This is a genomic window from Legionella taurinensis, assembly GCF_900452865.1.
Taxonomy (GTDB): domain Bacteria; phylum Pseudomonadota; class Gammaproteobacteria; order Legionellales; family Legionellaceae; genus Legionella_C; species Legionella_C taurinensis.
On sequence record NZ_UGOZ01000001.1, the window covers coordinates 1,883,663 to 1,903,457 of the forward strand.

Below are 19,795 nucleotides of genomic sequence, written 5' to 3' on the forward strand. Positions count from 1 at the left end.
GAGGAATAGACCATGCTCAATATCGCCGTTGTCGGTTGCGGTATTGCGGGGCCCGCGGCAGCGCTGTTTCTTAAAAAAAGCGGCGCTCAAGTCACGGTTTTTGACAAAGTCAGCCAACTGGCACCAGTCGGTGCCGGTTTTCTCCTGCAACCCGCCGGTCTTCATGTTCTTTCAAAGCTCGATCTTGTCAAGCCATTGCTTGAAAAAGGTGTTCCCATCCACGGGCTGCACGGCAGAAACCATAACAACAAGGTGGTCCTGGATTTAAAATACCGGGATTTGGTTCCGCATCATATGGGATTAGGTCTGCATCGTGCCGTGTTGTACGAGGAATTATTCAAGGCCATGCAGTCGCAGGGGATCGTCATCAAAAACCCCTGTGAAATTACCCGCATTGACAACCAGCCTCATCATGCCGCCCTCTTCGATCGTGAAGGCAACCGCTATGGTCCTTATGACTGTGTCGTTCTGGCAGATGGCTCGCGTTCCACGCTTCGCCAGGGCCTGACTATCCCCGCACGGGTTAAACCCTATGAGTGGGGTGCTTTATGGGCTATTGGAAACGATGAGGACGATCGATTTAAGCACACGCTGGAACAGGTTTATCACCGAACCGAGATCATGGCCGGCATGCTGCCGATGGGGTATAAGAACAACCGACGTTTAATCAGTTTCTTCTGGAGTCTTAAGCGGGAACAATTCAGTCAATGGCAAACTACGCCATTGACGCGCTGGAAAGAACAGGTTGTCACGCTCTGGCCGCAACTGGCGGCTTTTCTCGACCAATTTACCCGTCATGACCAGTTTGCCCTGGCCTCTTATTTAGACGTCAGGATGTATCCCTGGCATGAAAAACGCGTTGTCCTGATAGGCGATGCAGCCCATGGCATGAGCCCACAACTTGGCCAGGGTGCCAATCTGGGATTAATTGATGCCTGGGTGTTGGCCCAGTGCCTGGCGGAGGGTGAGGTGCCGCAAGCCTTAGCCTGTTATTCCAGAGCACGTCGGCCGCAACTGCGGTTCTATCAAAACGCAAGCCGGTTTGTGACTCCCTGGTTTCAATCTTCTCATCCCCTCATGGGACGATTAAGGGATGCGTTGCACGGGCCTTTTTGCAAAACCCCCCTGTTAAAACAGCAAATGCTTTTGACCTTAGCCTGCATGAAGACAGGGTATTTTTCCTCAACCCCACTGCAGGCGTTTCCGCCGTTGGAATAGGACTGCTCGCACTAGAAACGCTCCGATTACCCTGCCCTGCTCACGTCCCTTTATTGGTTTTTCCTGGACAAACTCAAATAGGACGCCTGATCACTGAGCATTTGTTCAAAGGCTTTTTCTGAAGAGGTTTTAACCCAAGGCAGCCATCTGAAGAAATGAGTGAACCGATCCTGTGCCATGGACAACACCTGGAACTCTGCGCTTTGACGCAAACGCCCTGAGCATTGTTTAAGACCATTGTCGCTATTGCAGGCTTCAATTTGTTGTTTAAAATCAGCGAGAATGGCCTGTTTTAATTGATCACCACGAAGGGTTGCAAATCGGCCCTTGTCGATAGTGGCCGGCCAGAAATGATGGCGATTGGTATACAGGTAATAATGGCTCACAGCCGGTAAGGGATGGGCAGGTTTTGGAATTAACGGCTCCTCCTCCCAGTCGGAAGAACGCGTGGCCTGCGCGGCGTAGGTTTTTTTATTCTCCTCTTCCCGTTTATGGCCTTTTTCGATTTTTCTCCTAATCAGCGCCGGTGAGAGTTTTCCCTGTTCGTGCTTTTTCAAGGAGAATTCAATCAGGGAGACTTTCTCCCCCACCCTTGAAACCAGGGTCACCGCGAGCTTCTCTTTATTTTTGTTGAAAATAACCTGCTCAATTGCTTGCTCAGGGACCGCTTTTTTAATCCGTTCCTCCAGAGAAGCATCGATATCCATGCGCTTAAGACGGTATTCCCTCACCAGATGCAGCATCAGATCATAGAAAGAAGAAGTCGAACGTCTGGTCTTTAATTGCTCTAAAACGGATAATTCGTGGTAGGCATCCATTTTTTCAAAAATGGCCTGTTGCCAATTGTGTTGTTTTTCTTTCATGCGGGCGACAAGCACGTCAATGTTTTTCAGGTATTTCGTATCGTTTCGGTAACGGCGCTGTAATTCGGATAATTCGGACAGAACCGCCAGCAACCGTTTGTCTGAACGCGCGTGTTCGATCAGGGGACCGTAGACGTCATCCTGCATTTTTTGCGAGACAACGGGTTTAAGCTGACGGTGAATTTTTTGTTGTTCGACACCACGCCGTTCCATGGATAACTGTTTGGGTTTCGCCTCAATGGCCTTCAGCGAGTCTTGAGCGCGAAACGTATTTTCGGGCCGGTCCAGCTCTTTTTTTAAATCCGCCACATCCATGATCAAATGCTCGCGGGATTTTGTATGCAACTGCCCATTGCCGCTTAAAATCTGCCGGTTTAAATCTGATCGTCGTTTTACCGCCTCAGGCGTGTGCGCTTTGATCTCCCGCATTTCGATTTCCATCGCGCTGATTTTTTCAGAGAGGTCCTCGTAGTCCTGCGTGGTCAGAAATGCACGAGCATGCCCAAGCTGTATTCCTTCCAGTTTGCCCTCAATGCCGATTTGGGTCACCAGCTCCACCCGCATGCCAACGTATGGCGTGCCCTTCAACACCGGACTGGTCACTGTATGCACAGCAACCGCAGTAAACCCCTGGCGATATAATCGGTAAGCCAGTTCGCGTGCATAACAAGGCTTTTCAGCGGAGTCGTTTAAGCCGGCTTCACAGGCAATCAGGTACAAATCCTTCAGTTCGCCGCGCTTCTCTTTGGGGATCATGTCGGCAAAACGCTCAGCCATCTCATCCGCCGTCAGGCTGCCTAATGTCTGTTTTTTGCTTTGCCACAGGGCATAATCGTAAATGACTTCCTGCGTATGCCCAAGGACCACAAAGGGCGACTTGGCGCTGCCAAGTGAGGGCAACGAGTCCTCATCGAGGACCACAGCATCCTCACTAATCCCAAATTGCTCCTTGGCTGCGTCACAACTTTTTTCTTCGATGTCCTTAAATAAAAAAAGAGGCATTTTTCACCGGTTTAAGAAAGCCTTAAGCCCACTATATAATTTCATGACAGGAAATCCAATAATTAAACTTCTGGTTGTCTATATTTAATACATGTGTACACTTCGGAGTGGTTATGACATCCGAAAAGAAAGAAAAAGAGGCCCCGCCTCTTAAAAACCCGTATTCCCTGATTCTTGCGCAATTGATGATTGCCAGCGCTGAACGCCACCCCCTCGCCGAAAGCGCTTCCCAAACCCGTTTAGGCCAGCTTATTAAAGAAAAAAACCTCAAGGAACTGGCTTATTGGCTTCATTTTAACTCGTTTATTAAGTACCAGCTTAAGAAAATCATCGAACCTCATGCCATTGATGCCGACAATCCATCGCAAGAACTGCTCAATCAGGTTAACACAGTGTTGACGGGTTATATTCGGGAACAGGAATTAAAGCGCAGTCTACCTAAATACGTAGTCGATGAGCTTGGCAGCAGCGACTACCTGCACCTGGAAAAAACCTATAAAACCCTGCTGTTTCGGCTTAAAGGCGAGCACAAGCTCATTGAAAGCGACGTTCTGCCGCTGATCATGGCTAAAAACCGTCGTTTTGCGATGCTGGGGCGGCATGCCAATCTTGCGGTCATCCGTTGCGCCGATTATGCCTCCGAATCCACAGTAAGAAAAATGGCCAAGGCGATTGCTAACCTGGCCAAGGGCGAGCGAAAACAATTTTTCTATTATCATTTGAATGAGGAACATGCCATTGGCTTTGATGTTGAGCGTGACTCAGACGGCAATTACCGGGTTTTTTGCTTTGAGTCAGCGGGCGATCCCAGGCATCTCGAAGCAGTCAATCTGTTGTATAAAAAGCTGAGCAGCATGGGACTGCCTTTCGAAATCAAATCCTGCCGTACCGGTTTGCAGCGCGACAGCTATAATTGCGCCGTGTACACCCTTGCGGCGTTGGGGGAACTTGCCAAATACGAGCATGTCTTTGACTATTTGCCCGCACACTACGAGGAAGATAAAAATTTAGCCGCCCTGCGTCAGGTTGAAATGCCCGGCAATGCGATGAATCGAGGCAAACGGCTTATTGCTCTCGACGTCCAGGATAAAATCAGCTGGGTCAGATTAAGCGACATGCCGACTAAAATCATCGCCATGAGTCAATCCTACCAGACCATGGAAGACACCCTGGCGCAAGCGGCTGATTTCGATTTGCAGCCGTCAGCTTTTATCGACCTCCATAAACAGAAATATCGCTTCGATCAAAACCGCGAACAGTCCACGAAATACATTAACCAGCGGCGGAAACAACTCTTGAGTCATCTCAATGCCTCGCAACAGGACATCATGGAAAAAGCCTACAGAGAGTATGTCAGCGATTTACCCTGGTTGAGCGACATTGATCGCGGTAAAGTCCCTGATTTCCATCAGGAACTGGCTTTGAATGACCAGTTTACGCTGGAAGAAAAACTGACCCAGCTGGAAAAGCTGTTTTTTGCCATCGCCAATCGTGCCAACCTCAGTAAATACGTCTGGAACGATCCCTTGGAAAGCTTAACCCCAACCCAGTTTCAAGCCCTGCTGGCTATCCGGGTGACTTACCTGCGGCTTCTGGCTCAAAAACCTTACTCTGAGGCCCATGCCTTCCTTACAGATGAAAATTCCATGCTCGCCTACCGGCTGGAGCAACACGCAGACGCCTTTATCCCCTCCGTTATCCCGCCGCTCTATGTGGTGTTCAAGGAGGCGTTTAAACGGTCTGACGTAATTCGTTATTACCGTGAATCGCACACGGATTTAGGCGAATTAAAAATCAAAAATGCGTTGCCAGGGCGATTTCAATCCTCCTCTCCACCCACAACCGAAGACGTCTTAAACTGGTTGTATGACATGGCCCATGCCTATCAGACTGAGGATGGAAGCTCCTATTTTGACGTTCATCAACAATTTACCTTTCTGGAAGAAGCATTAAGCAGCATTAAGCAACCCAAACGCACGGTCAGTTTTATCGCAGCACAGGCACCGCTCGACAGGGAAGCCTTGGTGCAAACCACCCCGGATGACGGTGCTTATGTCTTAACCAGTGATGACAAAGTGTATTATTTTGATAAAGCCACGGCCACTGCGGTTGAAATCGACGTCACGCCCGTGCAACTGAAAAAACTCACGGAAATCATTGAAAAAAGCAGGGAAGGGAGCGATGTAGACGCGGAGGAGGCTTCCTCCCTGTCGTTTGCAAAACCGGTACAAACACACATTAAATCCCTGACATTTAATCAATTAAATGCCATTACTTCCGCCATAAATCACCACCCCTACTCTCCCCCTGAGGTGGAAAACTTTCAAAAAATAATGACATTGAGAGCCGCTTTTCTTCAGGTGATGGCGCAGGTGTTTAAGGAAAACACGTTTTCGGCCATTTACAAGCTCCATAACAAAAAGGAATTGTTATTCAATATTCCTGATCTGATTGCCAAAGATGCCCCTTCAGGCAGGGATTTGCTTAAAGCCTTCTTTTCCAAAGAGATGTTCCTGTATTGCCAGTTGTTTTTTGAAAACGACCCGCCGGAGGTTTTTAACGGTTTACACGTTGTCCTCTGCAGCGAGGCGATTGATGATAAAAAACCCTTGAGCGCAGAAGAAATAACCAGGCAACTCTCAGCACTCCAACAGCAATTCATCACCTTTCAGAGCGAGGCCCTGCTGAGCGAGGAAAACCAGATTAAACTTCTGATAGACCTTGGACACTACGTGTTGTCCAGTCCTTTAAGCGTCAAGGAAAAGAGCGAGTATCTCGAGGCGATCATCACGGTGTATATCACCCTGCTTAATACCTCAAACAGGGGTTACTTTAATACCGCCGAACCGTTGGATCAGCTTGTCCTCTTTCCCCTGCTGGGTGATGTAAAACAAAAGCCCATGACAGCCAATGCTGTCATGTTGCGCCTGCAGGGGATAAAGGACATCTGTCTCAAATTAAAGCTCCTGGATGAAGCCTTTGAAGTGATCCAGTCCTCTGAACAGTATACTCAGAGTGAATCCACTTACACGGAGCAACAGATTGCGGATCTGGTCGTCCTGCATGAAGCCTACCTCGAACTGCTGCGTCGCGAACCCTATGATCCTTCGGCGAAATACACCAACAGCAACCTTGTCTACCTGGTGAGCCATTCGCCGCTTCTGCAACTTGCCGCTTCGCAGAACAAAAAAGACAATACCGCCATCAAGGCTACGCAACTTGCCCAGGGTAAAGGCCGTCCTGTTATCAAAAAAACGGCGGTAAGCAATGAGAATAATGCCAACAAAGACACCTTTTCTTTTACCCGCACCGTCGGGGCAGCCGTTAATCAGGTGTTTACTCTCTTTAAACCTGAAAAGCGCCCTACTGAAAAACAGGGCGCTGATAATCTGAAGGGGGTAATCAGCGCCTATTACCGCAAATCTTCGCAGGGGCTGGATATGGAGGAAAAAAGCTATGCGAGGGAAGAACACCCGGCCCTGAATCTGAAACTGCGTATGTTCCACACGTCAGACATGATGCCTCAAGCCACCCGCTGGCTGGTGTGTGAGCGACACCATCCCCCCATCAAGGCCATTGATGAACTCGACTGGAAGTTAAACCTGGCCATCCACAAGGATGATTTGGAAAAAGCCTTTGTGATTATGGCCTCCTGTGCGAAAACATTCAATCTGGGTGTGTTTAAAATCATGGCCGAGGGGCAGGCAGAGCTTACCAGCAGGGATCCAGGCAGACACATGATTGGCCGTGAAATCGTCATTTATTGCAATGCCAACCCGGAGAAACAAGCACAGGAATGGATAGAAGCCATTGTCGCAATTGAAGAGGCCTTTAAGGAAGCAGGAATCCGCCCTTCCACGGACGTGTCGCCTGAGTCCAATCAGCGAATCGGCAAATACACAAGCTACACCCATGGCGCCTGGACAGCGAAGCGCATGGATATCCCTTTTAAACAGGGGATCAAAGAAACAGCGCTTGAGGATGAAGACCTGTTTGCCGCCTATGACTACGATGAAAAAAAAGAAGGCCCTGTTCTGCGTGACAGCGAGGAAAAATCCTCCCCGTCAGTTAATTAATGGCTTGCTGTTTAAACGCATTGATCCACTGTTGAACCTGAGGTTTCTTTTGCTTCCAGTTTAAAATAACGGCTTTATTGATTGCTTCGCAATGTTCGGCAAACCAGGGGGCCCAGAACAGAATTAACGCAGGCAATTGAGCAGAAACACAGGCCTCCACTTCCCTTTGGGCAGCGTCTGAACACAGATTACCATGATCCTTAAGGCAGGTTTGTTGTACCTCATTCACCATTGCCTGCCAATTGTCAGGCGGGTCTACCCCAAGAAACGCTTTATTCATTACCCTCGGCAACACGGCGTTTATTCCTGAGCGCACCCGTTCCGCGGGAAGCGGTTCAGCACAGAGTGTATACTCCACCATGCCTTCTAATTCCTTCAGGATAGCCTTGCCTTTTTTATAATCAAAGCAACGTTCGTCGCTGTGAGCCGCCGCACTGAGGATAAAAAAAACAACCGCGTAAAGTAGCTTTTGCATGCCTTCCCCCTTTTTTCTCCCCATTATAATGCTTTTCCGGGTATCTCAAAATCGATATAGTGTATACTTTACACAATATCATCCTCTAAGCGTTATCAGTCATGAAACGGGCACACAGTCTCGACTGGGCTCATCCTTTGGTCCGCGAATGGTTTATCAATCAGGTTGGCGAACCGACCGAACCGCAGCGTCAGGGTTGGCCCTCCATTCTCGCCGGCAAGGCCACGTTGATTTCCGCGCCAACTGGCTCCGGGAAAACCTTTGCCGCTTTTTTAGCCTGCCTGGATCAATTAATCCGAAAAGCCTTAGCCGGCACATTAAGCGATGAAACCGAGGTGCTTTACGTCTCACCATTAAAAGCCCTGGGCAATGACATTCAAAAAAACGTAATGACCCCATTAAACGGCATACTGGCACTGGCTGAAACTTACCAGCAGCCCATGGCTCAAATCAATGTGTCCGTCCGAAGCGGCGATACGCCAGCAAAAGAGCGCGCCGCCATGGCCAAAAAACCGCCGCACATTCTGGTGACCACCCCAGAATCACTTTACATTCTGCTCACCACGGAGAAAAGCCGTGAAATCCTTCGCAGCGTAAAAACGGTCATTATTGACGAAATCCATGCCTTGGCCGACGACAAGCGCGGCAGTCACTTAAGCCTTTCGCTCGAACGTCTGGAAGCACTGACCCATCAACCGCCACTGCGCATTGGGTTATCCGCTACCCAAAAGCCTCTGCAGCGGGTGGCTGATTTTTTAATGGGTAACCGGGAAGACAAGGCGGTGATTATCAACATTGGCCATGCGAAACACCTGGAGTTGACTGTGGAAGTGCCTTCGTCTGAACTGGGGGCTGTGGCCTCCAATGAGATGTGGGATGAAATTTATGATCGCCTGGCTGAATTGGCCAGACAAAACCGCTCCACCCTGATTTTTGCCAATACCCGGCGGGTCGCTGAACGCGTGGCTCATCATCTGGCCGAGCGTTTAGGCGCGGATCAGGTGGCGGCTCACCATGGCAGTTTAGCCAGAAAATTACGCCTGAAAGCGGAGAATCAATTAAAAAATGGCGAATTAAAAGCCTTGGTCGCCACCGCGTCCCTGGAACTGGGAATTGACATCGGCAGTGTGGATCTGGTCTGCCAGTTAGGCTCACCACGGGCCATTGCCGTGATGCTTCAGCGGGTAGGACGGGCAGGACACTGGCATGGCGCGGTGTCCAAAGGCCGCCTGTTTGTCACCACCCGCGATGAATTGTTGGAGTGCGCGGCCCTGGTTTACGCTATCCGTGACGGGGATCTGGATGAACTTATCATTCCTGAGGCCCCCCTGGACATTCTGGCTCAACAACTGGTAGCCAGTTGTGCCACCGATGAATGGCAGGAAGACGACTTATTCGCCCTGGTCAGGCGCGCCTACCCTTATCGCGCCCTGTCAAGGCAAACGTTTGATGTGGTGCTTGAGATGCTGGCTGAAGGCATTGCCGGTTCACGTGGCCGCTACAGCGCCTATTTATTCCGTGACCGGGTCAATGGTCGGGTCAAAGGCCGCCGCGGCAGCCGCTTAACCGCCATCACCAATGGCGGCGCCATCCCTGAAAACGGCCTGTTTACCGTCATCACCGAACCCACCGGCGCCATGGTGGGGACACTGGATGAAGATTTTGCCGTCGAAAGCAATCGCGGCGACATTATCCTGCTTGGCAGTACGTCCTGGCAGATTCGCCGCATTGAAAGCGCAACCGGCCGCGTGCTGGTTGAAGACGCACATGGTGCACCGCCCACTGTGCCCTTCTGGCGCGGTGAAGCCCCAGGACGAACAAACGAACTGTCACTGCAGGTGTCGGCCTTACGCCAGCGCTTAAGCGACCTGTTGCCGGCTGAGTGTTTGCCGGCTGCCCCGGCCAGTGAACAATTGACGCTCACGCAGGACGCGCTTAAATGGCTCATCGATCATTGCCAGGTCAACCGGGCAGGTGCTGAGCAATTGGTGGAGTATATCCTGCAGGGGCGAGCGCTGTTAGGCGCTGTACCCACGCAACAGACCGTCATCGCCGAACGTTTTTTTGACGAAGCCGGAGGGATGCAATTGATAATTCATGCCCCCTTTGGAGCCCGTATCAATAAAGCCTGGGGTCTGGCGTTGCGCAAATGCTTTTGCCGCTCGTTTAATTTTGAATTACAGGCCTCAGCCACCGACGACGGCATTAATATCGCCCTGGCTGAACAGCACAGCTTTCCCTTAGCGGATGTCTTCGCCTTTTTAAATCCCAAAAGCATCACCCGGGTCCTGACCCAGGCCGTTTTACAATCCCCCCTGTTCGCTACCCGCTGGCGCTGGGATGCCGGCCGCGCCTTGGCCCTGATTCGTTTTCGGAATGGCAAAAAAGTACCGCCCAACATCCAGCGCATGCTCGCCGATGATTTGCTTGCCGCTGTTTTCCCAGATGCGGCCGCATGTCAGGATAACCTCGGCGGGCGCGACATTGAATTGCCGGATCACCCGCTGATTAACGAAACCATCAAGGATGCCTTGACGGAAGCCCTGGATTTGCAGGGGCTAATCACTGTGCTCGACCGCCTCAAACGCGGAGAGATCAATTACCTGGCCGTCGATACGCCGACCCCATCGGCCTTTGCCCATGAAATTTTAAATGCCAATCCCTATGCCTTCCTAGACGATGCCCCCCTGGAAGAGCGGCGCGCCCGGGCAGTCACTTTAAGGCGTATTCTGCCTGAGTCGCTGCTGGATGAGATAGGCCAGCTCGATCCAGACATCATTGCCGAGGTCAAACAACAGGTCTGGCCTGATGTCCGCGACAAGGACGAGCTGCAGGATGCGCTGCAAACGTTGATTGCCTTACCGGTAAGGTTTCTGCAAACGCTTACGCTTCATGAACAGTGGCCGATTTTTTTTAATGAGTTACGGCAGGAAAAACGAGCCGGTTCTGCGACGCTGGGAAGCGAGACACTCTGGTTTGCGGCTGAAAAAGCAAAAACCTTTGCCCATCTTTACCCTGAGGCCGTTATTCAGGATGCCCTGCCGGCCATTGAAGACAAGCCGCTGCTGCGTGAGGAGGCGTTGATTGAGTTAATCCGTGGCTGGATGTTCTCAAGCGGGCCCATCAGCGCAGAGGAATTAGCCAGGATTCTTTCGCTTACCCCAAGCGAAACGGAGCAGGCGCTGCTCCGTCTTGAAGCAAGCGGCGTTATATTGCGCGGGTCTTTTACTGGTCGGAAACAGGAATGGTGCGAGCGACGGCTCCTGGCCCGTATTCATCGCTTAACCCTTGGCAAACTGCGACGGGAAATTGAGCCGGTGACTGCCATTAAATTCATGCAGTGGCTACTCACCTGGCAGCATGTCACACCGGGTACGCAATTACGGGATGAACAGGGGTTGATTGAGGTAATAAGCCAGCTTCAGGGTGTTGAGATTCCGGCTAAAGCCTGGGAAAAGGATATTTTTGCCAAACGCGTCGCGCACTATGATCCCGGTATGCTTGACCGGCTTTGCCTCATGGGTATTATTGGCTGGGGCCGTCTATCAAAGACCAGCGACATGGCATCCGAAAATAAGCGCGTTATTCCCACCAGTGTGGCGCCGATCACCTTTTTTGTACGCGATAATGCCGATTGGATGCCCGCCATCAAACCGGTGGAACAGGAGGATGAGTTATCGCATCTAAGCCATGTTGCACGCCTCGTTTACGCCTTTCTTAAACACCAGGGGGCCTCGTTTTTCAATGAGATAGCCGAAGGGGTTCACGCCTTGAAATCAGAAATTGAAATGGCTTTATGGGAGCTGGTAACCGCTGGATTAACCACAGCGGATGGGTTTGATAACCTGCGATCACTGATTGATCCAAAACGCCGTTTAAACAAAAAGCGTCGTCGCCCCTTACGCCATCAGTACAGCACCGGACGCTGGAGTCTCCTTAAAACACCCCAGACCAACCCCGACAACCAGACGGAAGCCCTCTGCTGGCTGTTGTTGAAACGTTACGGGGTTGTCTTTCGTGATTTGATTGCACGTGAAAAATTAATTCCTACCTGGCGCGAGTTACTCCTTGTTTTCCGCCGGTTGGAGGCACGGGGGGAAATCCGCGGCGGCCGCTTTGTCAGTGGCTTTTTAGGCGAACAGTTTGCGCTTCCCTATGCCGTTGATTCATTACGGGCCATTAAAAACAAAGCGCCTCATCGGGAAGCCATTCACATTGCGGCCGTTGACCCGCTCAACGTTGTCGGTTTTATCCTGCCTGGTCAACGCATTGCCGCCCTGTCAGGGAAAACAGTGATCTTTCAAGGGGAGCGCTATTATGAAGACAGCCTGCCGGCTGTTTACAATGATGCTTTCCCTGATGAAAGCTGACCCTTTACCCACAAACCGCATTTATTCACCAGCCTGGCGGCATTCATTTTTTGCATTGTCCTGGCAGCGAGAAACGCAATCCGGGTCCGCCTGTGCCGTTTTACAAGCCTCATGGCAACGATTCATCAGATCCTGCACGCAGCGTTCCTGATCGTATTGCTGGTCGACAATGGCTGATTCCGGGGGTTCAACAGCAACTGCAGAAACGGTCCACGCCCACAGCGCCATCAGTAAAATTTTTTTCATACAGGCATTCCAATACCCTGGCTTTCCCATTAGCATAGCAGATCTTGACGTCCTGACGCATTCACCCTGCCATTGCGCGTCAAACCCACCCCGTTGTATTAATAAAAGTAACGAGTTTTTTATGTCTTTTAAACGATTTAGTGTATTTTTTTTCGCAATAGCCTCATTGACCTTAACTGCCCATGCCAGGGATGAATTGCTTTCCCTGCAACAAAAACTGGCCGCACTGGAAGCCTCTGCCGGGGGGCGCCTGGGCATTGCCGCCATCAATCAGGCCAATGGCATGACGATTCAATACCATGCCCGACAAGCGTTCCCTCTGTGCAGTACCAGCAAGGCCATGAGCGTGGCCGCTCTTTTAAGCCAAAACATGAGGAACAAGACCCTGCTTCAGGAAAAAATTCATTACAGCAAACAGGATCTGGTGGTGCATTCGCCGGAGACGGAGAAACACCTGGCTGATGGCATGACACTGGCTGAGCTGTGTGAAGCCACGATCACGCAGAGTGACAATGCAGCCCTTAACCTTATCTTAAAAAAAATCGGAGGCCCCGGGGCGGTGACGGCGTTTGCCCGATCAATTGGCGATAAGCAATTCAGGCTGGATCGCTTTGAGCCGGACTTAAACACCGCCATTCCGGGCGACCCAAGGGACACCACCACACCCAAAGCCATGGCGCTCAGTTTGCAGAAGCTCACCACCGACACACTGGCCGCACCCGAACGTCAACTGTTGATCACATGGCTTCGCAACAATACCACGGGCGGCGCCCGCATTCGCGCCGGATTGCCCGAGGGGTGGGTAGTCGGTGATAAAACAGGAACCGGCGACTATGGCACCTCCAATGACATTGGCGTCATTTGGCCGCCCCATTGTCAACCGGTGACGCTGGCGGTGTATTTTACCCAACCGAAAGTGGATGCAACCCCCAACAATGACGTGATCGCCGCCGCAACCCGCATCGTCATCAGCGCCTTTGCCGAACAGGATCCCTGCCTGCAAAAGGCCCTGGCTGCGTTTCCCTAGAAACAGTCTATGTCGACCCAACCGGGTCACACGGCCCTCTCCCGATGGGAGAGGGATTACCCCACTGTCTAACCTGTTTGGAACCACCCACTCCCTTTCAATGCAGGTCCTTCATCGAGCGGTTACCCTGTTTTGCCATTAAAAACGCCTTCAACACCTTCTTTTGCCACATGATCCTCGACTGCTTTTTCAAGAAGGCGGCTGTTGCCAAGAAACGAGGCAATATGAAAGACGGATTTTTTCTCCAATGCCTGCCTTTCTTCAAGGGTAAACGGCTTTTTTTGATCCTTGGCATGAGGCTCCAGGTAAGGCCCGAACAGTAAACCACTGCGCTGTAATAAGGCAAGACTGCGCGCCGCTCCCCGGATTTTGACAAACTCGCAGGCGCCCTCGTCTTTGATGGGACTATGCGCACGGGAAAGCAACCCGCCTGAGGACTCCGCCAGTTTCAAGGCGTCGAGCGGTTTCGCGATTAGGGCATCAAAAATGTCCTGATTTAACCGGGTACACGACTTGTGAGAATTTAACTCTTTCACTGACGCGTTGGCATTATTTAAGGTGGCGCAGGCACTGGCAATGGTTTTTAGATAAGTGGCCTTCATACTGAGTTTAATGATGTTCGTGTCGGTCAGGATATTCGCTGCATCCAATGCGACAAGTGCTTTATGAAGATGAGGGTTCATCAGATTGTTTTGATAAAGGAAACTCACCATTTTTTCAGTACACAACCCACTTCTTTTTAATAACTGAAAAATAGGCTGTGCCGCTTCAGCACTCTCCGGTTTACTCATCACCAGCCTGCAGAGTTGCTCAGTGAAGACCGCTGTGTTACTTAACTCAATCAACGCGCAAACGATTTTTTCAGCAAAAGAAGGATGCTTTAATAACTCACCAGGAGTCACAGGGATGTTTTTATCTTTTAAATGCGGCCACTGGGTCAGTGCAACCGCCAGGGTATGAGCATGCGGGCAGGAGCTTAAAATAAAAATCAGATGCTCTTCAGTCAGGGCATTTTTCTCTTTAAGATGGACAACACCACTGACTATCGTTCGATGATGCGTGCTCTCTGTCTTCACCGCCTCCAGAATCAGGGGTAAATAGACAGCTTCAACCGATAATTTAGCCATGTTGAGCACGGTATAGTACAGGTTGGCATCTTTTATTGCCAACAGGTAATCGAGGTAGTCGGCTATTATCCATTCCCGCTGCTTGAATACACTCAGTGTTTTCTCCATCACCCCCGGATTTTGGTTTGCCAGCGTTTCGGCATGGGCCATCAGTTTTTTGCCAATTTCAGGGGCCGCAGTTGTTTTACTTTTTATGCATTGTTGCTCAATACCCTGCAGGTAATGCTTGAGATTGGTCGCAGTTACCGCGTTGAAACTGAATAATGTTGTCACCTCGCAAAAGGTCGGCGGGAATACGTCTTTATGACCAAGACTGGTTAGAATTTGAAAAATGGGCTCAAGGGCCTCAGGATTTTTTGATAATGACAAAAGGTTTGCGTCGTTGAAGCTGTTTTGGGCATTCATTAAGCGAATCAACTGCTCAGCAACTTCCACGTCCTTGCATTTAGCAATCAACAAGAGCGCGTTCTTGCTTAATAGTCCCTCCTTTTTCAGACGACTCAAACAACCCGTCTTGTTGTACATGCTGACTAAATCAAAAAGAAGAGACTCCTCCGACAAAACACTTAAAGGCAACGGGGGGACACTTTGTGATGAATAATCCAACAGGATCGCAAGCCCTCCAATCTCCTGGCTGTTCCTGCTGTGAACGGAGACAGTATTTTCCAAAAATGCAACGTTTTCTGCCGTTAAGCCATTTTTATCAACCAGATACTGATAAGCTTCTTTGCCGCCGAACTGTTTGAAAATTTCAGTAAACACATCGGCACTTTGGGAATCATTCCAATTTTTTTTGCCGAGTGCTATGGTCACGAGTTTGAGTAATTCGTGGGGATTAAGATCACGATCGCCTGCTTTGTCGCCGCCCAGTTCATTATAAAAGACTCTTAACTGACTGATGTGGGTTTCATCTTTCAGTACCCGCAGATACCCCTTGTTTTTATCATAATTGGTTAAGCAATTTTTAATGAATGAAATTTTCATTTTGGCATCCTGTCAATTCAAAGCTTAGAAATAATACATTCATCTGAACTGTTTTTACTACTGCCTGGGGTGCTTTTTATGCGGACTGATTATAAAAAACAATGCCTCTCGGAGAAAAACGCAATTCAGACTCATAAATAATCTAATTGTCCGATTATTTGAGCTATTCTTAACAGTAGAGTTTTAAATTGTTTTACTCCAGACAATTGCCGTAATTATTTCTAAACCCAAACCTGTTTTTATGATTTTTTTGTGCCAAAAGAGCTTATCAGCACGACAATCATTAAGAACAGACTTAATGAGAAGGACTTAACCATGAAACGGATTGCACTGACTTTATTCACTGCCGCAGCACTAACCACCACTTACGCGGATACGTCTGGCGCAGGGACGTCGTCAACCGGCACCTCCACGACGGGCACGGGGACAATGAACACCGGCACTGACACCACTACCGGAACCGGCACAGGCACTGACACCACTACCGGAACCGGCACAGGCACCGACACCACTACCGGAACCGGAACAGGCACCGACACCACCACCGGAACCGGCACAGGCACCGACACCACCACCGGAACCGGCACAGGCACTGACACCACCACCGGAACCGGCACAGGCACTGACACCACCACCGGAACCGGCACAGGCACTGACACCACCACCGGAACCGGCACAGGCACTGACACCACCACCGGAACCGGCACAGGCACTGACACCACCACCGGAACCGGCACAGGCACTGACACCACCACCGGAACAGGGACAGGCACCGACACCACCACCGGAACAGGGACAGGCACCGACACCACCACCGGAACAGGGACAGGCACTGACACCACCACCGGAACCGGCACAGGCACTGACACCACCACCGGAACCGGCACAGGCACTGACACCACCACCGGAACAGGCACCGACACCACTACCGGAACCGGCACAGGCGCTGACACCACCACCGGAACCGGCACAGGCACCGACACCCCCACCGGAACAGGCACCGACACCACCACCGGAACCGGCACAGGTACTGACACCACCACCGGAACAGGCACAGGCACTGACACCACCACCGGAACGGGTACTAATGGCGGAGCGTATTGATGAATGGCCAGGGTTATCTCAGGTAACCCTGGCCGTCTCTTTACCCTGACAATCACCCTCCAAAACACCAGTGAACGAAGCAAACGACGTTCTCCAAACCGTGCAGAAAGTCCGCCAGCAGTCTTATCCATTAAGACAAGACGGCTGCTTCTTTTTTCGCCTTTCGCTTATCCTGCCAGGTTTGTAGCAACACGTAAAAAACAGGGACAAACACAACTGCCAGGCAGGTTGAAGCCAGCATGCCGCTGCAAACCGCCACGCCAATCGAGCGTCTGGCATTGGCGCCTGCACCGGTCGCAAAAACCAGGGGCATGACCCCCATAATGAAGGCAAAAGAAGTCATCAGGATGGGTCGGAATCGGGTTTTCGCCCCGATAACGGCCGCTTCCATCACTGATTTTTTATGAATGTGGTGTTGCTCATGCGCCACCTCCACAATCAGAATGGCGTTTTTTGTCGCCAACGCAATCAGCAATAATAAGCCAATCTGAGTGTACATGTTGTTGTCCAGTCCCAGCAGTGACAGAGCCAGTACGGTCCCGATCAAGGTGAGGGGTACACTGAAAAGAATGGCGGAGGGAATCAACCAGTTTTCATATTGTCCCGCCAGAATCAGGTATACCAGCACTAGGGACATGGCAAAAATATAATAACTCATGTTACCAGCGACCTTTTCCTGATAGGCAGTACTCGTCCATTCATAGGAAAAACCAGGGGGCAGCTTTTTAGCCAATTCTTCCATGGTTTCAATCCCTTCCCCGGAACTGTAGCCTTTGGCAGCCATTCCGTTGACGTTACCTGACGGATACAGATTGTAAAGCGATATGATTGCCGGACCGACATCCGGCTTGATGTCAGTCAGGGTACCTAACGAAACCATGGAGCCCTGCTGGTTTTTGACATAATAATTGCGTAAATCGTCCACCTGCCCGCGCGAAGACGCATCCGCCTGCACATAAACCGGAAAGACCTGACCAAATTTGGTAAACAAATTGACATAGGAGGATCCAAGATAGGTTTGCAGGGTATTAAATGCATCGCCGATGCGAACACCCAGACTCTCGGCTTTGGTACGGTCAATGGGTGCAGCAACCTGCGGCACACTGGCGCGGAAGGACGTCATCAGGTTTTGCAGATCCGGCTCACGGTTCCCCTCACTGATTAAGCCGTCCGTCACGCGCTGCAATTTTTGATAGTCAAACGTACCGTCCTGTAATTCCACCTGCATCTGGAAGCCGCCCGATAAACCCAGACCCTGAATGGGCGGGGGAACGACGGTCAGGATCCTGGCATCCAGCGTGTTTTTAGCAATGTCATTGATTTTAGTGTAAAGGGCCAGCAGATTTTCAGACTTTCCGCGCACGCTCCAGTCTTTAAACATGATGTACAACACGCCCGCGTTCGCCAGGCTGGCATTGTTATCAAGCAGGGAAATGCCATCAATGGCAATGACGTTATCAATGCCGTCAATTTGCGAAACCTTTTTAGTCAACTCGCTCATGACTTTGTCTGTGCGCCCCAGAGTGGCTGCATCAGGCAATTGCACGCTTAAAATCAGATACCCCTGATCTTCAATGGGGATAAACCCCGTTGGGATTCGGGTTAAACCAAAAATAGCCAGGGCCACCAGCGCGGCGCCGAGCAGGCAGACTGCGCCGCTGTGGTGTACCAATTTATCCATAAATTGAATATAACGCGCTTCAATCGGGTTATAGAGATTATCAAAAGTCCTGAAAAAGACATTTTTGGGTTTGTTTTTATCGATGGGTTTAAGCCACAAGGCGCATTGCGTGGGCTTTAAGGTCATGGCATTGATGGCGCTGATTAAGGCCGTTGCTGCGATAACCAGAGCAAATTGCGCATACATCGCCCCAGTCAAACCCGGCATAAACCCCGCGGGTACAAACACAGCCATCAACACCAGCGTAATGCCAAGGATAGGTCCAAACAATTCTTTCATGGCCTGAATGGAAGCTTCTTTGGGTGATAACCCTTTTTCAATATGCTGAGTGACGCCCTCCACGATCACAATCGCATCATCCACAACAATACCAATGGCGAGTACCAGCGCAAACAAGGTGAGTAAATTAATGGTATAACCCAGCAGCATCAAGGCGAAAAAGGTCCCGATAATCGTCACCGGTACCGTCGTGGCCGGGACGAGCGAGGCGCGGAAATTCTGCAGAAAGACAACAATAACCAGCAAGACCAGAATACCGGCTTCATACAGGGTTTTATAGACCTCTGAAATGGAGGCTTTCACAAACACGGTGGTATCAAAAGGAATCGAATACGTAAGGCCCGGAGGAAATTTTTTCGCCATTTTGGCAACGGTTTTTTTCACCTCGTCCGCCACTTGCAGCGCATTGGCACCCGGTAACTGGAATATGCCAATGGCTGCTGTCGGCTTGCCGTTTAAATTAGCCAACTGGCTGTAACTTGAAGACCCAAGTTCCACCCGCCCAACGTCCTTAATGCGTACCACCTGGGCTGAACTGCTGGCATTGGCATTTTCATCCGGTTGGGTATCGACGGTTTTGATAATAATATTACCAAATTCGTCGGGATCAGCCAGTTGACCCGGCACGTTCACGGTGAGTTGATACGAATGCGACCCCAAGACCGGCGGGGAGGCAATCTGGCCCGCTGACACGTCTTTATTCTGGTAACTGATAGCATTTAAGACATCGCTGGGGTTTAACGAATAGGCGAGCATTTTTTTCGGATCAAGCCATACCCGCATGGCATAGCTGCCGGACCCGAACACCAGAACATTCCCCACCCCGGGGAGACGCGCCAGTTCATCCTGCATGTTGATGGCGGCATAACTGTTAAGAAATACTCCATCGTATTCGCCATTCTCCGAGGTTAAGGTGATGAACTGCAGAATGGCCGTTGATTTTTGCTGAACCACGACCCCCTGCTTCTGCACATCCATGGGCAATTGCGCCATGGCCGCCTGTACACGGTTTTGCACCAGAACCTGGGCAAAATTCAGATCCGTGCCAATGGCAAAGGTAACAATCAGCGTGTAAGCCCCATTATTGGAACTGGTGGACTGCATGTAAAGCATGTTTTCCACCCCATTGACCTGTTGCTCAATGGGTAAGGCCACGGTGTTAATCAGGGTTTTGGCATCCGCACCCGGGTAAGTGGTCGTCACCTGGATGGTGGGGGGTACAATGGCCGGGTATTGCGATACCGGTAAAACCAGGATTGCGATTAGGCCAATGAAAACCAGGAGTAAAGCAATCACATTGGCCAGAACCGGCCTTTCAATGAAAAATTTGGAAATCATTTCTC

At 50.6% G+C, this 19,795-nt stretch carries 10 protein-coding genes; 5 read left to right on the forward strand and 5 right to left on the reverse strand.

All coding sequences use genetic code 11. From position 1 onward, the window contains the following. Positions 1-12: 12 nt before the first annotated feature. Positions 13-1,218 (forward strand): FAD-dependent oxidoreductase, encoded by a 1,206-nt coding sequence (locus DYE45_RS08775; RefSeq protein ID WP_108292629.1) that lies wholly within the window; start codon positions 13-15, stop codon positions 1,216-1,218. A 50-nt stretch (positions 1,219-1,268) separates the two neighbouring features. On the opposite strand, the gene DYE45_RS08780 is transcribed toward DYE45_RS08775, so the two are convergent. Then, entirely contained in the window at positions 1,269-3,083 is a 1,815-nt protein-coding gene (locus tag DYE45_RS08780; RefSeq protein WP_115300780.1) for a hypothetical protein, read from the reverse strand. A 113-nt stretch (positions 3,084-3,196) separates the two neighbouring features. On the opposite strand from DYE45_RS08780, the gene DYE45_RS08785 reads away from it, so the two are divergent. Beyond that, positions 3,197-7,159, forward strand: a complete 3,963-nt coding sequence (locus DYE45_RS08785; RefSeq protein WP_108292633.1) for a YopJ family acetyltransferase — start codon at positions 3,197-3,199, stop codon at positions 7,157-7,159. Here the strand turns inward: DYE45_RS08785 and DYE45_RS08790 are convergent. Continuing rightward, positions 7,152-7,634 carry a hypothetical protein gene (locus DYE45_RS08790; protein WP_108292635.1) on the reverse strand — a complete coding sequence of 161 codons (483 nt, stop codon included), beginning with the start codon at positions 7,632-7,634 and terminating at the stop codon, positions 7,152-7,154. The genes DYE45_RS08785 and DYE45_RS08790 overlap by 8 nt on opposite strands. A gap of 101 nt (positions 7,635-7,735) precedes the next feature. Here DYE45_RS08790 and DYE45_RS08795 point away from each other — a divergent pair, with 101 nt between their 5' ends. After that, entirely contained in the window at positions 7,736-12,004 is a 4,269-nt protein-coding gene (locus tag DYE45_RS08795) for a DEAD/DEAH box helicase (protein WP_108292637.1), read from the forward strand. 21 nt (positions 12,005-12,025) lie between these two features. Here DYE45_RS08795 and DYE45_RS08800 read toward each other — a convergent pair whose 3' ends face one another. Beyond that, positions 12,026-12,250, reverse strand: coding sequence for a hypothetical protein (locus tag DYE45_RS08800; RefSeq protein WP_108292639.1), 225 nt, complete (start codon positions 12,248-12,250; stop codon positions 12,026-12,028). A gap of 121 nt (positions 12,251-12,371) precedes the next feature. Here DYE45_RS08800 and bla point away from each other — a divergent pair, with 121 nt between their 5' ends. Further along, entirely contained in the window at positions 12,372-13,277 is a 906-nt protein-coding gene (gene bla, locus DYE45_RS08805; protein WP_115300781.1) for a class A beta-lactamase, read from the forward strand. 122 nt (positions 13,278-13,399) lie between these two features. On the opposite strand, the gene DYE45_RS08810 is transcribed toward bla, so the two are convergent. Then, a complete protein-coding gene (locus DYE45_RS08810) occupies positions 13,400-15,388 on the reverse strand; it encodes a hypothetical protein (RefSeq protein ID WP_115300782.1) in 1,989 nt (662 codons plus the stop codon). A gap of 315 nt (positions 15,389-15,703) precedes the next feature. Here DYE45_RS08810 and DYE45_RS08815 point away from each other — a divergent pair, with 315 nt between their 5' ends. Further along, positions 15,704-16,492 carry a hypothetical protein gene (locus DYE45_RS08815; RefSeq protein ID WP_178033765.1) on the forward strand — a complete coding sequence of 263 codons (789 nt, stop codon included), beginning with the start codon at positions 15,704-15,706 and terminating at the stop codon, positions 16,490-16,492. 130 nt (positions 16,493-16,622) lie between these two features. Here the strand turns inward: DYE45_RS08815 and DYE45_RS08820 are convergent, their stop codons facing one another. Beyond that, on the reverse strand, positions 16,623-19,790 hold the full coding sequence (locus DYE45_RS08820) for an efflux RND transporter permease subunit (RefSeq protein ID WP_108292645.1): 3,168 nt from the start codon (positions 19,788-19,790) through the stop codon (positions 16,623-16,625). Positions 19,791-19,795: the final 5 nt, after the last annotated feature.